General features: G+C 64.0%; 9 protein-coding genes and 1 pseudogene. 1 reads left to right on the forward strand and 9 read right to left on the reverse strand.

The genetic code is table 11. The features are described from left to right. The 3 genes from ACOQFP_RS13605 to ACOQFP_RS13615 form a co-directional block, all read right to left on the reverse strand. Positions 1-720: a VIT1/CCC1 transporter family protein gene (locus ACOQFP_RS13605; protein ID WP_421584611.1), complete on the reverse strand. Its 720-nt coding sequence runs from the start codon at positions 718-720 to the stop codon at positions 1-3. After that, positions 713-1,189, reverse strand: a complete 477-nt coding sequence (locus tag ACOQFP_RS13610; protein ID WP_206491026.1) for a DUF2231 domain-containing protein — start codon at positions 1,187-1,189, stop codon at positions 713-715. The genes ACOQFP_RS13605 and ACOQFP_RS13610 overlap by 8 nt, the downstream gene beginning before the upstream one ends. A gap of 68 nt (positions 1,190-1,257) precedes the next feature. Then, positions 1,258-5,637 carry an amino acid adenylation domain-containing protein gene (locus ACOQFP_RS13615; RefSeq protein WP_421584612.1) on the reverse strand — a complete coding sequence of 1,460 codons (4,380 nt, stop codon included), beginning with the start codon at positions 5,635-5,637 and terminating at the stop codon, positions 1,258-1,260. Between the two features lie 167 nt (positions 5,638-5,804). On the opposite strand from ACOQFP_RS13615, the gene ACOQFP_RS13620 reads away from it, so the two are divergent. Then, positions 5,805-6,461, forward strand: a complete 657-nt coding sequence (locus ACOQFP_RS13620) for a pyridoxamine 5'-phosphate oxidase family protein (protein ID WP_421584668.1) — start codon at positions 5,805-5,807, stop codon at positions 6,459-6,461. Here the strand turns inward: ACOQFP_RS13620 and tgt are convergent. From tgt to ACOQFP_RS13650, 6 genes and pseudogenes are all read right to left on the reverse strand, one after another. Then, positions 6,415-7,653: a tRNA guanosine(34) transglycosylase Tgt gene (tgt, locus tag ACOQFP_RS13625; RefSeq protein ID WP_421584613.1), complete on the reverse strand. Its 1,239-nt coding sequence runs from the start codon at positions 7,651-7,653 to the stop codon at positions 6,415-6,417. The genes ACOQFP_RS13620 and tgt overlap by 47 nt on opposite strands. Positions 7,654-7,701: 48 nt before the next feature. Continuing rightward, the gene (locus tag ACOQFP_RS13630; protein ID WP_421584669.1) at positions 7,702-9,642 is read right to left on the reverse strand and encodes an ABC transporter ATP-binding protein; all 1,941 of its coding nucleotides are present in this window, start codon (positions 9,640-9,642) and stop codon (positions 7,702-7,704) included. Positions 9,643-9,650: 8 nt separating this feature from the next. Continuing rightward, positions 9,651-11,384, reverse strand: coding sequence for an ABC transporter ATP-binding protein (locus ACOQFP_RS13635; RefSeq protein WP_206491031.1), 1,734 nt, complete (start codon positions 11,382-11,384; stop codon positions 9,651-9,653). A gap of 79 nt (positions 11,385-11,463) precedes the next feature. Beyond that, positions 11,464-13,767: an MMPL family transporter gene (locus ACOQFP_RS13640; RefSeq protein ID WP_421584614.1), complete on the reverse strand. Its 2,304-nt coding sequence runs from the start codon at positions 13,765-13,767 to the stop codon at positions 11,464-11,466. A 143-nt stretch (positions 13,768-13,910) separates the two neighbouring features. Further along, positions 13,911-14,486 (reverse strand): annotated as a pseudogene (locus ACOQFP_RS13645) (TetR family transcriptional regulator); the annotation flags it as partial. A gap of 123 nt (positions 14,487-14,609) precedes the next feature. Then, a complete protein-coding gene (locus ACOQFP_RS13650) occupies positions 14,610-15,068 on the reverse strand; it encodes an RrF2 family transcriptional regulator (RefSeq protein ID WP_421584615.1) in 459 nt (152 codons plus the stop codon). Positions 15,069-15,116: the final 48 nt, after the last annotated feature.

Consider the following 15,116-nt stretch of genomic DNA (forward strand, 5'->3'; position numbering starts at 1 on the left):
TCAGAGACCCGCGACACCCGCCAGATGGCCGATCGCGTACGTAACGGCCATCGCGATGGCGCCACCGATGACGACGCGGGTCATCGCCGGCCGACTCGGCGCGCCGCCGAGACGCGCGCTGATGCTTCCGGTCAGTGCCAGCGCCAGCAGAACCACGACGAACGTCACGGGAACGCGCAGCGAAGCGGGTAGCAGCAGAATCGACAGCAGCGGCAGCAACGCACCGCTGACGAACGACACCGCGGACGAGCCTGCCGCCTGCCACGGATTGGTCAACGCATCCGGGTCGATCCCCAACTCGATGTCCACGTGTGCGGCAAACGGATCGTGGTCGGTGAGTTCGCGAGCGACGATCTGGGCGGTGTCGGCCGACAGACCTTTGGCCTCGTACAGTGCCGCGAGCTCGGCCAGTTCCTCCTCGGGTTGCTCTTCGAGCTCTCGACGTTCCTTGATCAACAGCGAACGCTCGGCATCGCGCTGGGTACTCACCGAGACGTACTCGCCGAGTGCCATCGACACCGCACCCGCCACGAGCCCCGCGAGGCCGGCCGCGAACAGCGAACCGCGGTCGGTGGTGACGGCGGCGACACCGACGACCAGACCGGCGGTGGAGACGATGCCGTCGTTGGCACCCAACACCCCGGCCCGCAGCCAGTTCAGCCGACCTGACAGATCTCCGTGGGGTTCGTGATCGTGCAGGCTCGACTCGACATCACTCATGGTGGGCCGTTGCCGACACGTCGTCCCAGGCCGCACGTGCGCCGGACTCTCCAATTCTGTACACCTGGATGATTGTGGCCGCTCCGATCAGCACTGCCAACACCACCACCCCAATCGACTGCCACCGGACGGGCGGGTTGCCGCGACGCTCACGCAGATGCACGAACACGAGCAGGGCGGCGACGACCACGAGACCGATGGAGAAGTAGACCATCGAATCACCGATCTCGGTGTGCTGCTCGACTGCTTCGGTCTTGGGGACGCGTTTTTCCAACCACTCACCGGCGTCGGTCGTCAGCGGCGTCAACACGACGGTGATCAGCGCCAGGGCCGCGATGAGCCAGACGAGCCTGGTGCGCACTCCGGACCAGATACTGGCCGCGATGGCCAGGATCGCTGTCAGTGGTGCCAGCACCACGATGAAATGGACCAGAAGGATGTGGGCCGGAAGGCCGTTGATGGTGGACATGCGTTCTCCCGCTGGATTCGAAGTCGCGTGCACATCACGCATCGGCCATGCTACACATCGTGTAGTAGTTACGCCGATGGTTCCCACGCAGCCGAATTCCGCCACGGCACCTCAGGTGCTGCGACCATCGCGTGCACGATCTGCTCCATGCGATGCCCGAACGCGGCAACGGTGCTCGGTTCGAACAGTGTTGTGGGATAGACGATGTCGATACCGGTCTCGGTAGGCTTGCCTTCCCTGTCTCGGTGTTCGGTGACGTGCACGTGGAGATCGCACTTGGCGATATCGATCGGCCTCGGCGCGACCTCGAAGTGAGCGTCACCGAGGTCGAAGCTCGCGGCCGTGAACACGTCCAGCGACAGCGCCACCTGGAAGATCGGGTGCCGCGAATTCTGCGACTCGGGAGCGAGATCCGCGGCGACCGCCTCGAACGGCACCGATGCGTGATCGAAAGCCCGCAGTTCACTCGCGCGAGCCAACCGCACGACGTCCTCGACGGTCGTCGCGGCTGCGATGTCGGTCCGAATCGCCACGGTGTTGGTGAAGGTACCGACGAGTTGTTCGAGCCTCGGATCGTCGCGACCGGCAACCGGAGTTCCGATGACGATATCGGTGGCCTCCGTCTGCTCCGCAAGCAGAATCAACAAGGCTGCACGCAGTACCGTGAACCGCCCTGTCCCACAACGCTGCGCGAGATGATCCATCGCTGCACCGGTCGACCGGTCGAGGCGCACTACAGTGCGGGCGCCCGTGTGATCCCACTGCGCCCCGCGCTCGTGGTCGAGCGGCAGCTCGGTATCGCCGGGCACACCGGTCAATTCTGCGCGCCAGAAATCCAGTGCTTCAGTGCTGTCCCGCTCGGCAGCCCAGACGCTGTAATCGGCGTACTGCAGCGGCAATTCGGACCACGACGGTGCCTCCCCCACCGTTCTGGCGTGATACGCCAGCACGAAGTCCGATGCCAACAGCCCCAACGACCAGCCGTCCGCCGCACTGTGGTGAACGGCGCACGCGAGCACGTACTGATTCGAGGCAACAGCGAACAGCCGAGCTCGGATCGGGAACTCGGTACGCACATCGAAGGGTTGCTCGAGGACCTGCGCCATCGTGACATCACCTGTATCGACAACGCTCAGATTCGGTGCCGCCACAACGGGATCCACCTCGAGCACCTGCACCGGAACACCGTCGACATCCGGGTAGCGGGTACGCAACGTACGGTGCCGATCGATCAGATCGACCAGGGCCTGCGATGCTGCCTCGAGATCGAACGCCCCGACAATCGAGACCGTGAACGGCAGGTTGTACAGCGGCAACCGTGCGCTTCGATCGATGTAGCGCTGCTGTGGAGCGAGCGGAACTACCTCGGCTCCGGCCGCCATCCCACTCTCGGGACGCGAATTCCGGTGCGCCCCCAGAAGGCTCCGTTCGTCGATCCGTGCCGCCAGGGCCTGAACGGACGGGGCCTGCGCGAGGTCTCGCACACCGATATCCACCGCGTGGTCCGAACGCAGCGACGCGACAACCCTTGTCGCCGCCAACGAGTCACCGCCGAGATCGAAGAACGATCTGGCGCAATCGATCTCATCCGTTCCCAGCACGCGAGCGAACGCTGCCGCCACCATCTGCTGGGTGGCACCGGACGGTTCGGTGCGAGGACCTGCGGGCGGGCTGGACAGGTCAGGAGCAGGAAGCGCGGCGCGATCGATCTTCCGGTTGATGGTCAGCGGAATCTCGTCCAGAACCGAGATGGTCGAGGGCACCATATGGGCCGGCAACCGATCCCTGAGATCGTTGCGGATCTGCTCTGTGTCGAGCACCGTGTCGATGTGCGCGGGAACGACGTACCCGTCGATGCGCAGATCGCCGGTGCGACTGCGGCGCAGGGACGAGGACGCCGCGCGGACCTCGGGATGAGCGCGCAGCGCTGCGTCGACCTCCCCCAGTTCGACGCGATTTCCGCGGATCTTGACCTGATCGTCGGTGCGGCCCAGAAATTCCAGCGTTCCGTCTGCGCGTATCCGCGCCCGATCCCCGCTGCGGAAGATCCGAAGCCCGCTGCTGCCGAAAGGGTGTGCGACGAAGCGAGCCGCAGTATCGGCGGTGCGGCCGAGGTAGCCACGGGCAACGCCGGGGGTCTCGATGTAGATTTCTCCCACTGCTCCCACCGGGACCGGCCGCAGAGCACGATCGAGCAGGTGAATCACCGCGCCTACCATCGCGCGACCGATTCCGGCGTTGCCGCCCTGGTGCAGCGGGGCGGTCATCGTGACGCTGCAGGTCGTTTCGGTGGGTCCGTAGGCGTTGAGGAGTCGGCGGCCCTGCGACCACCGGTCGACGGTGTCTTGCGGGGCGGCCTCACCGCCGATGATGATGGTGCCGACACCACCGAGCGCAGCGGGATCCATCGTCGCCAACGCCGAGGGGGTGATCAACAGATGCGTAACAGACTGCTGGGCAACAAGTTCGGTCAGCTCGGTGCCGCCGTAGCTACCGGCCGGCGCGAGCACCACGGCTGCACCCGCCGTCGCAGCGGCGAGCACCTCCACCACCGCGGTATCGAATCCCGGCGAGGCGAGATGACAGACCCGCGACTGTGCCTGCAGGTGGTAGCTGCTCCGAATCTGTTGCACCAGAGCATCGATTCCGTCGTGGGTGACGACGACCCCTTTGGGCGTGCCCGTGGATCCGGAGGTGTAGATGACATATGCCGCCCGATGCGGTGCCGATATCGCAGGGTGGTTCGGGGCGCCCGCGTCGGCCACGTCCTCGAGGTGCAGCCACTCCAGGTCACCCAGTTCGTCTCCTGCAGAGCACAATCCCAGGACCGGTGCGGAGTCGCTCAGCATGTACAGCGCGCGCTCACGGGGGTGGTTCGGGTCGATAGGGATGTAGACCGCGCCCACTCGTGCGATCGCCCAGAACGCGACTATCCCGGCCACGGATCGGCCGACGCGCACCGCGACCGGATCCTCGACGCCGATTCCTCGCTGCCGCAACGTGCCCGCCAGTGCGTCGACCTTCGCGGCCAACTCCTGGTAGGTCACCGCGACCTCGGCATCGTGAACGGCAACTCGGTTGCCGTGCTGCACGACGGCCGCATCGAACACCTCGTTCAGCGATCCCCGCTCCGTGACGGTCACTCCCACCGATGCAGGCACCGTACGCGGTTCGTCCGGCAGGAACAGATCGAGCTCTGCCACCGCAGTATCGCCGCGTCCGGCTTCGGAGAATCGATCGAGGAAGTGCAGGAACCGATCGTGATGGCGAGCGAGGTCGTCGCGTGTGTACACGGCCGGGTTGGCCTCGAAATCGATGCGCGGCCGCGCTCCGCTCCGGCCGGGGTAGATGTTGACGGCAAGGTCCGATACCGGCCCCGTGGTCAGAATGTCGATTTCTCCGTCGAACTCGCCGATCGTCACGGTGTTGGCGAACATCATCACGTTGATCGTCGGACCGAACCGGCCTGCATGCAGTGCATTTCCGCTCGTCGAAGCGGGCGGCCTGCTGCGCTGATGCCGAAGCACCCCGCCGATCGCCACTTCCGTTGCCTTCACCGCGCTGTTCACCGTTGCCGAACCGACGCCCGGCAGTCGCAGCGGCACGACATTGGACAACGAGGACCCGGCTCGGCGTAGCACCGCTGTCGGACGTGCCGAGACCGGCAACGACAGATCCACGTCATCGGTGTCGTTGATGCGTGCGAGATACGCCGCGAACGCTGCGATCACCACCGTCGAGGTCGCGTGTCGGGCCGCGCCCGGTGCGGTGAGGGCGATCGATCGATCCTCGCCGACGACGATGGGCACCGATGCCGGCTGAGTCGACCGACCCAGCGACTCGGTATATCCCAGGTCGGTGGACTCCCAGTGAGCCTGGTCGCGTCGGGCGCGGCTGGAGCTGCGATACCGCTCGTCTTCGGCGAGAAGAGCCTCAGGGCTGGTCGGATCGATCTGCGGTGGCTCGACGCCGTCGCGCACGGCGGCATACAGGGCGGCCGCGCGCTCGAGCACCTTCATCGAGGCGTATCCGTCGAGGGCGATGTGATGGGCCCTGGTGTACCAGAACACGCGATCCTCGGCGACGCGCAGGATACGCAGACGCACGAGTTGCCCATCCATGGAGAAGGGGGTTCGGCAGTCCTCGTTCATCCACTGGGTGGCCGCATCGGCCGGATGCTCGCGGTCACGGAAGTCGAGGGTGTCGACCGCCTCGGTCTCGTGTGGCACGAACTGTTGCACGGGGGTGCCGTCGACTTGGTGGATACGCAGCGTCGAGGAGGAGAATTCGCGGTGCGCCCTACTTCCGCACTCGGCCAGGACATCGACGTCGACGGAGCCGACGACGTCGACGTAGTACGCAATGGTGAAGGGGACCTGCGGCATGAACTGCTGCGCAACCCAGATATCGGCCTGGGATGAACTCACAGGCAACGCGTCCTCGAACATGGTGGTCCCCCCACGGCGGTCCTATTACTACATACCCAGTAGTACCAGGCTACCTGGCTCCAACGGCATGCCGTTGCCTCGAGCGTCGGCCGCCGATCTCGGGCGGAGTCGGGCATGCCGTGTCGTATCGTGAGCTCGTGCCGGCGAGCAACCATTATCACCATCTGATGTTCGGTCCTGCTGCGATCGCGCGACAGAGGGCCGAGGGCAGCTACACCGCCTACGGCTCCCAGACCGAGCGAGCCGATGACGGCCCGACGCCCCTCGATACCCGCGAGAAGGCCCTGATTCGCGGCGTGGATCAGTTTCAGATCGCCACCGTCGCCGAGACCGGCTGGCCCTACATTCAGTATCGAAGTGGCCCGAAGGGGTTCCTGCAGGTGCTCGATGACCGCACGCTGGGCTTCGCGGATTTTGCAGGCAACCATCAATACCTGACGGCAGCCAATCTCGATCACGACGACCGCGTCGCATTGCTTCTGGTGAATTATCCTCTGCGTCAACGCCTCAAGCTCTACGGCCGCGCGCACACCGTAGAGGCAGCCGACGATCCGCAGTTGCTCGATCGGCTCAAAGACCTCGGAGAGTCCACCGTAGGCGCAACCTGCGAGCGCAGTGTCGTCATCGCAGTCGAGGCTTTCGACTGGAACTGCACCCGCAGCATCATTCCCCGCTACGACGCCGACTACCTCGCGGAGCTCTCACAGGTCTACCAACGCAAGGCCGCAGAGCGGGAACAGGAACTACTGCAACGGATTTCCGAGCTCGAAGCGCGGCTCACGCAGTCTTCGGGGCATAGAAGCGGCCCAGAAACTCCGACTTGAACTCCGCGAAGCGCCCCTGCTCGATCGATGCGCGAATGTCGTCGACCAGCTTGACCGTGAATCGCTCGTTGTGGATGGTGCACAGAGTCGACGCCAGCATCTCCTTGGCCTTGAACAGGTGATGGATATAAGCCTTGGTGTAGTGCGCGCACGTGTAGCAGTCGCAGCTGTCGTCGATCGGGGTGAAATCGCGACGATGTTTGGCGGTGTTGATGTTGAAGCGGCCCGAGGGTACGTAGATCGCCGCATTGCGTGCCACCCGTGAGGGATTGACGCAGTCGAAGGTGTCGGCTCCGTTCTCGATGGCAGTGAAGAAATCGTCCGGCTCGCTGATGCCGAGCATGTGCCGCGGCTTGTCTTCGGGCAGTTCCTCGTTCACCCAGCGGGTGATGGTGCCGAGATTCTGCTTCTCGAGTGCGCCGCCGATCCCGTAGCCGTCGAAGCCACGGCCGGTTTCGCCGGTGATGGTTTCGAGATCACGGGCAGCCTTGCGTCGGAGATCCTCGTACTGTGCGCCCTGCACCACCCCGAACAAGGCCTGGTACGGCTTGTCGGCACGCTCGACGGTGAGCCGTTCGTGCTCGAGCACGCACCGCTTCGCCCACGCCTGCGTACGGTCGACCGACATCTCTTGGTAGCCACGGGTATTCATCAGCGTGGTCAGCTCGTCGAACGCGAACATGATGTCGGCACCGAGCCGGTGCTGAATCTGCATCGACACCTCGGGGGTGAATCGGTGCATCGAGCCGTCGAGATGGGACTTGAACGTCACACCGTCGTCGTCGACGTGGGCGAGGCGCTCTTTGCCCTCGGCGATGACGTCGTCGGACTGGACCCGGGTGGCGTCCATGGAGATGACCTTCTTGAACCCGACACCGAGAGACATCACCTGAAACCCTCCGCTGTCGGTGAACGTCGGCCCGTCCCAGTTCATGAACTTGCCCAGTCCACCGGCCTCGTCGACGACGTCCGAGCCCGGCTGTAGGTACAGGTGATACGCATTGGCGAGGACCGCCTGTACGCCGAGGTCTTTCATCGCCTCGGGCAGCACCGCCTTGACGGTCGCCTTGGTCCCGACCGCGATGAACGCCGGGGTGGCGATGTCCCCGTGCGGGGTGGTGATGGTGCCGGTGCGCCCGAGCGCACCGTCGAGGCGGGTGCCGATATCGAAGCCGAAGCTGGAAAAACTCACCGTGTCAGTATGCGGCTTCGCCGCTTGTGAGCGGAAATTCGTAGCCTGCTACGAGGTTCCACTCACATGCGGCGAAGCCGCTCCAGCCGCATTCAATCGGAAGTACGCGCCCTTGGCCTCGAGCAACTGCTCGTGGCTTCCCTGCTCGACGATGCTGCCGTTCTCCATCACCAGGATGGTGTCCGCGTCACGGATGGTCGACAGTCGGTGCGCGATGACGAAACTGGTGCGGTCACTGCGCAGCTTCGCGGTGGCCTTCTGGACCAACAGCTCGGTACGGGTGTCGACCGAACTGGTTGCCTCGTCGAGGATGAGGATCAGAGGCTTGGCCAGGAAGGCGCGGGCGATGGTGATGAGTTGCTTCTCACCCGCGCTGACATTGTTGCCCTCCTCGTCGATGACGGTGTCGTACCCATCGGGCAGCGAGTGCACGAATTTGTCGACGTAGCTCACCCGTGCAGCCTCGAGGATTTCCTCCTCGCTTGCGCTCGGATCGCCGTATGCAATGTTGTCGCGAATCGTCCCACCGAACAGCCAGGTGTCCTGCAGCACCATCCCAGTTCGGGCGCGCAACTCCTCGCGGGTCATTCGCGTGGTGTCGACGCCGTCGAGAGTGATTCGGCCCGCATCGATCTCGTAGAACCGCATGATGAGGTTGACCAGGGTGGTCTTGCCTGCGCCGGTCGGGCCGACGATCGCGACCAGGTGCCCCGGATCGGCGACGAGCGACAGATTTTCGATCAGTGGACGATCTGCGGAGTAACCGAAGGAGACGTTCTCGAACTCGACGCGTCCTCGGCGCTCGGACGGCCGCACCGCATCGACCGGATCGGCTTCCTCCTCCTCTGCATCGAGCACTTCGAAGATGCGCTCGACGGAGGCGACACCGGACTGGATCAGGTTCACCATGGAACCCACCTGGGTGAGAGGCTGGGTGAACTGACGCGAGTACTGGATGAAGGCCTGAACCTCACCGAGAGTGAGTGTTCCCGAGGCCACGCGCAGTCCGCCGACGACGGCGATGACGACGTAGTTGATGTTTCCGAGGAACATGATGACGGGCATGATCATTCCCGAGATGAACTGGGCCCGGAAGCTCGACTGGAACAGCTTCTCGTTGCGCTCTCCGAATTCGCGTTCCACCTCTGCCTGACGGCCGAAGGCCTTGACGAGCTCGTGTCCGGTGTAGGTCTCCTCGATCTGGGCGTTCAGTTTGCCGGTGTGCTTCCACTGCGCGACGAAGTGCGGTTGCGACCGTTTCGCGATGACGGCCGTGACCGCGAACGACGCCGGAATGGTCAGCACCGCAACGAGTGCCAGCAGCGGCGAGATCCAGATCATCACTCCGAGGATGCCCAGCACGGTGAGGATTCCGGTGATCAACTGGCTGAGCGTCTGCTGCAGGCTGGTCGAGACGTTGTCGATGTCGTTGGTGACGCGACTGAGCGTCTCCCCGCGGGCGTTGTTGTCGAAGTACTTCAGCGGCAGCCGATGCACTTTGGCTTCGACGCTGGCCCGCAGCAGCAGGATTCGACGCTGCAACGCGATGTTGAGGATGTAGCCCTGCGCCCAGGCCAGCAACGACGAGAGCACGTACAGGGCGAGGACCCACATCAGAACAGTTCCGACGGCACCGAAATCGATACCGGCACCCGGGGTGAGGTTCATACCGGACACCAGATCGGCAACGGAGTCGTTTCCGGCTGCCCGAAGCCCTTCGATCGCTTGCTCTTTCGTCTGACCGGGCTCGAGGCTACGACCCACGACGCCGTTGAAGATCAAGTTCGTTGCGTGCCCGAGCACGCTGGGCGCCGCGACGGTCAGCACGGTGCTGGCGATCCCGAAGGCGAGCATCACCGACAGCAGTACGCGCTCGGGAGCGAGCAGGCCGAGCAGTCGTTTGAACGAGCCCTTGAAATCGCGAGCCTTGGTACCGGGCACGACCGCCTTGGCTACGGGTGCGTCCTGTTTCTCCTCGGTCTTCTCCACCTGCGCGGTCACAGGGCACCTGCCACGGCGCGCTGCGAGTCGACGATCTCGGCATAGGTGGGGCACTCGGTCATCAATCGGTCGTGGGTACCCACACCTACCGGCTTTCCGTCGTCGAGAACCAGAATCTGATCGGCGTCGATGATGGTCGAAACGCGTTGGGCAACAACGATCATGCACGCATCTCGCGTCACCGGCTTCAGGGCCGCTCGCAGCCTCGAGTCGGTGGTCAGGTCCAGCGCGGAGAACGAATCGTCGAACAGGTAGATGCTGGGTCTGCGCACCAGCGCGCGGGCGATGGCGAGGCGTTGCCGCTGACCACCGGAGACCGTCGTACCACCCTGGGCGACTGGTGTTTCCAGCCCTTCGGGCATGGCCCGGACGAAATCGGCTCCCTGGGCGATCTCGAGTGCTTCCCACAGTTCCGCGTCGGTGGCGTCGGCTTTGCCGTATCGAAGATTGCTCGCGATGGTTCCGGAGAACAGATACGGCCTCTGTGGAATCAGCCCGATTTCCGATCGCAGCAGATCCAGATCGAGTTCACGAATGTCGACACCGCCGACGCGGACCTCGCCGCCGGTGACGTCGATGAGCCGGGGAATCAGGTTGACCAGGGTGGACTTTCCCGATCCGGTGCCACCGATGATGGCAGTGACCTTGCCCGCCTCGGCCCGCAGATGCACTCCACTGAGCACTGGAAACTCGGCTCCGGGGAAGGAGAATTCGGCGTTCACGAGCTCGACCGTTCCCGGCGAGGACGCGAACGTCTTGGGCTGGGCGGGCAATACCACGGAGGATTCGGTGGCGAGTACCTCGCTGATGCGGTCGGCACACACCGAAGCGCGGGGCACCATCATCGCGATGAACGACGCCATCATCACCGACATGAGGATCAGCATGATGTAGCTCAGAAGCGCAGTGAGAGAGCCGATCTGCATCGTGCCCTCGTCGATCGCGTGGCCGCCGAACCAGATGACGGCAACGCTGGTGACGTTGCTGATGAGCATGACCGTCGGAAACATCAGAGCCATCAGTCGTCCCACGCGCAGTGCAGTTTCGGTCAGTGCGGTGTTCGCGGCTCCGAATCGGTCGATCTCGAACTTCTCTCGGACGAATGCCCGCACCACTCGGATTCCGGTGATCTGTTCACGCAGAACACGGTTGACGGCATCGATGCGCTTCTGCATCGAGCGGAAGGCGGGAACCATCTTGACGATGATCAGGCCCATCGAGATCGCGAGCCCGGGCACAGCGATCAGCAATACCCAGGACAACCCGAGATCCTCGCGCAGCGACATCACGATGCCGCCGACGCACATGATCGGGGCCATCACCACGATGGTGAATCCCATGACGATCAGCAACTGCACCTGCTGAACGTCATTGGTGTTGCGAGTGATCAGCGACGGTGCGCCGAACTGGCCGACCTCCCGCGCCGAGAAAGTCCCGACGCGATGCAGGACGGCACCGCGCAGGTCACGTCCGACTCCCATCGCGGTGCGGGCACCGATGAACACTGCACCTACCGAGCTGACGATCTGTACCGCCGAGACCATCAACATCAAGGATCCGGCGGAGAGGATGTAGCCGGTGTCCCCGGTGGTCACACCTTTGTCGATGATGTCGGCGTTGAGGCTGGGCAAATACAGTGCCGCCAGCGTGGCGACGAGTTGGAGCAGAATCAACGCGACGATCGGCACCTTGTAGGGAGCCAGATACGTGCGTAACAGCGGGATCAGCATGACGGCCGAAGATTACTCGTACACATGGATGACAGTCTCTCCGTTTTTCGAGTGTTGCGGGTAATCTTCGGCCGACCGGTCAGACCCCTTCGGCTCCCGAGTCCTTCTCCGGAGCCGTCTTCAACTTGGCACCTTCGATGTCGACGTTGGGAAGGATCTTGTCCAGCCACTTCGGCAGCCACCAGGCCTTGTCGCCCAGCAGTGCCATCACCGATGGAATCAGCACCATCCGCACGACGAACGCGTCGAAGAAGACGGCCGCCGCGAGCGCGAATCCGATGGACTTGATGAACGAGTCCGGCTCGGCCATGAACGCGGCGAACACCGAGATCATGATGACTGCGGCCGAGGTGACCACACGTGCTCCGTACTTGAAGCCGTTGACGACGGCGTCCTTGGCGGCAGCCCCGTGTACGAACTCCTCACGCATACGCGAGACCAGGAACACCTGGTAGTCCATTGCGAGACCGAACACGACACCGATGAGGAAGATCGGCATGAAGCTGACGATCGGCTGTGGGTTGGAGACGAGGCCCAGCCCACCCTCTTGGAAGATGAACACCGTGGCGCCGAACGTTGCGAGCACGCTGAGCAGGAAGCCGAGCGTTGCCGTCAGCGGAACCAGAATCGAGCGGAACACCAGCATCAGCAGCACGAACGCCAAGCCGACCACCACAGCCAGGTACGGAACCAGCGCGCTCTGCAACCGCTCGGAGATGTCGATTCCGATCGCGGTCTCGCCGGTCACTCCGTAGGAGACGCCGGCGCTTTGCTGCAATCCGCTCTCCGCATCGCGGAGATTGGCCACGAGCGCTTTGGTCTGGTCGCTGTTGGGTGTGCTCGACGGGGTGACGAGAATCTGGGCTGTGTCGCCCGCCTGGTTGACGGCCACGATCTGAGCATTCGTGACGTCGGATTGCTGTGTGATGGTGTCGACGACCTTGCCGAAGGATGCAGTGCGATCGGCCTCGGCGACGCCTGATGCGTCCGCGATGACGAGCAGTGGCCCGTTGCGTCCCGGCCCGAATGCCTTCTCGGTGACGTCGTAGGCCTGGCGAGCAGCCGTGGACGGGTCTGCGGTGGCGATGGACGGAAGGGCGAGGGAGAGCCCGGTGGTCGGGCCCGCGATGACGCCGAGTAGAACGATTCCGCCGATGAGTCCCAGCGCGGGCTTCTTGACCAGGAATCGAGCCCATCGCAGACCGTTGGTGGGAGCGGCGTGCGGGTCCTCCGGGTCGGTGGTGTTGACGAATTTGACCTTGCCTGCGAAGGCCTTGCCTTTGTACAGGCCGAGCATGGCAGGCAGGAACGTCAGCGCGATCAATACGGCGACGAACACCGCGAAGCCGGCAGCAAGACCCATCTGCGACAGGAATGGGATACCGACGACCCGCAGGGCGACGAGCGCGATGAGGACGGTGGCACCGGCGAACACGACAGCAGAACCGGCGGTGCCGACGGCGCGACCCACGGCTTCCTCGCGATTGTGGGTGAGCGTGAGTTCGTGTCGATACCGCGCCAGAATGAACAGGGAGTAGTCGATCGCGACGGCGAGCCCGATCATGATCGCCAGGATCGGGGTGAACGAGGTGAGGCTGGCGAATCCGGATGCTGTGGTGATGGCCAGACTCGAGATGCCGATACCGACTATTGCCGTGATCAACGGCAAGCTGGCCGCGGCTGCGGAGCCGAACATGATGAGAAGGACGATTGCCGCGACGGCGAGGCCCACGATCTCCGAACTGCCACCGGGCGACGGGTTCTCCTGGGCGACGTTTCCGCCGAGGATCACCTTCAGGCCTGCGTCACGTGCGGGCTGGGCCGCTTCGTCGAGTTGGGTGCGGATCTGGTCGGTGACATCGGCAAGTTCGACGTTGATCGGCACGGTCACCGTGCCGACGTTGCCGTCGGGGCTCAGTGGCGATGTGGCCGCGGCATCGGCTGCCACCTCGTCTGCCGGGGTTCCTGCCTCCGCGGCGGCGTTGGTGTAGCGCTCGATGATCGACTGGTTGGCCGCAACCGGGTTCGCCAGTGCGGGAGCGCCTTCGGCCGGCTTGGCGGCGTCGACCTTTTCGATCTCGGCGATGGTTGCATTCATGGCCGAGATGTATGCAGGGGTGTCGAGCGATTGGCCGTCGGGGGCCTGGAAGACGTATTCGGCACTGACTGCGGTCAATGGGTCTTGCGCACTGCCGAAGCGCTCGGCCTGCAGATCCAGCGCGGCCTGCGCGGGTGTTCCCGGAATGGAGAACGAGTTGGCGGTGGGACCGGACAGCGTGGCTGCGCCCACTCCGGCAAGAATCAGTATCGCCAGCCACAGTCCGAGGACTACGCCTTTGCGTCGATACGCGAATCGTCCGATTCGGTAGAGGTAGGTGGCCACAGTCAAGCTCCTCGGTTGTGTTCGGGCGAGTGGGTGGGAGATTCGGGGGCAGGAGTGGAGCCTGCGGAATGACCGGATAATGCAGGAGTGGAGCCTGCGGAACGACCGGATAACGCAGGAGTGGAGCCTGCGGAATGACGCTGTGGTTCGGGTAGGCCGGCGCGGAGTTGGTCGAAGGCGTCCTCGACGAGGGCTTTGGGCGTCGGTCCTTGTCCGGCCGAGTCGTTCATCCAGATGCTCAGTGCTGCTGTGACCGCTCCGCCGACGGCCATCTGGAGCAGGTTCGGGTAGAGGTCGGTTTCGATGTCGGTGCCGGTTCGTTCGGCGATGGCTTCGCCCAGTTTGCGGGTCAGTGACTGGTGCATTTCGAGCTTGCGGGCCATGAGTGCGGGGTTGGCTTCGACCAGCCGGGCTGCGGCGAAGGTGTCGCCTAGGTCTCGTCCCGGGTCGACGACGAGGTTGATTGCTATGTGCCGCAACGAGTCCCAGATGGGCTCCGTCGACGGCCTGGATCGTAGGAGCTCGAACCATTCGAGGGCGGAGACTTCGATGTGATGCAGAACAGCTTCTTCTTTGTTGGAGAAGTAGTTGTGGAACGTGCGCGTGGAGACTCCCGCCTCGTGCGCGATGGCGTCGGCGGTGACTGCGTCGAAGCCGTGTTCCTTGCCGAGACGTACCGCGGCCTGGCCGAGGGCGTCGCGGGTGGCTGCCTTCTTCATGTCGCGAAGGCCGGGCGTGGAAGTCACGGTTACCAACGTACGGAACTTGCACGTTTCTGCAAGTTTGCAGCAGTGTGCAAGTTTGTGGACCTCGTCACACCTGACGGTACGGGGTGACTCAGCTCATCGACGAGCCCATGCGGCCGGTTCGCTGATCAGCTCGTTGACGAAGTTCGGCAGATCATCGTCGACGATGTCCGCCAGCGACACCGATTCGAGGACCGAACGCAGATTGGCACGGACCGCCAACCACACCCGCGTCAATGGTTCCGCCGGACCGGAATACTCCGCATCCTCGGGCCGTTGCCCACGCACCGATGCCAACGGTCCATCGATAGCCCTCATCACATCGGCAACCGAAATGTCCGACGCGTCCCGCGCCAGCCAGTAGCCGCCGTCGGGTCCCCTTCTACTGCGCACCAGGTCCGCGCGACGCAGATCCGAGAGCACCGACTCGAGAAACTTGTGTGGAATCCCCTGAGCCACGGCGAGGGCCTCCGCCTTCGCAGGCCCTCCCCCATCGACGGCGGCGAGTTCGACGAGCGTCCGCACTGCATAGTCCGCCTTGGCCGTGATGTGCACGCTCGATTCCTATCATTTCGATAGGAAATTAGCGAGCGGCTGCCGGAT

Origin of the sequence: Rhodococcus sp. MALMAid1271, assembly GCF_049195265.1 — a bacterium.
Classification (GTDB): Bacteria; Actinomycetota; Actinomycetes; order Mycobacteriales; family Mycobacteriaceae; genus Rhodococcoides.

Bases quoted from the DNA above. Each gene is read 5' to 3' on its own strand.
- ACOQFP_RS13605 (WP_421584611.1), bottom strand. From the start codon at position 720: ATGAGTGATGTCGAGTCGAGCCTGCACGATCACGAACCCCACGGAGAT.
- ACOQFP_RS13615 (WP_421584612.1), bottom strand. From the start codon at position 5,637: ATGTTCGAGGACGCGTTGCCTGTGAGTTCATCCCAGGCCGATATCTGG.
- ACOQFP_RS13635 (WP_206491031.1), bottom strand. From the start codon at position 11,384: ATGCTGATCCCGCTGTTACGCACGTATCTGGCTCCCTACAAGGTGCCG.
- ACOQFP_RS13610 (WP_206491026.1), bottom strand. From the start codon at position 1,189: ATGTCCACCATCAACGGCCTTCCGGCCCACATCCTTCTGGTCCATTTC.
- ACOQFP_RS13620 (WP_421584668.1), top strand. From the start codon at position 5,805: ATGTTCGGTCCTGCTGCGATCGCGCGACAGAGGGCCGAGGGCAGCTAC.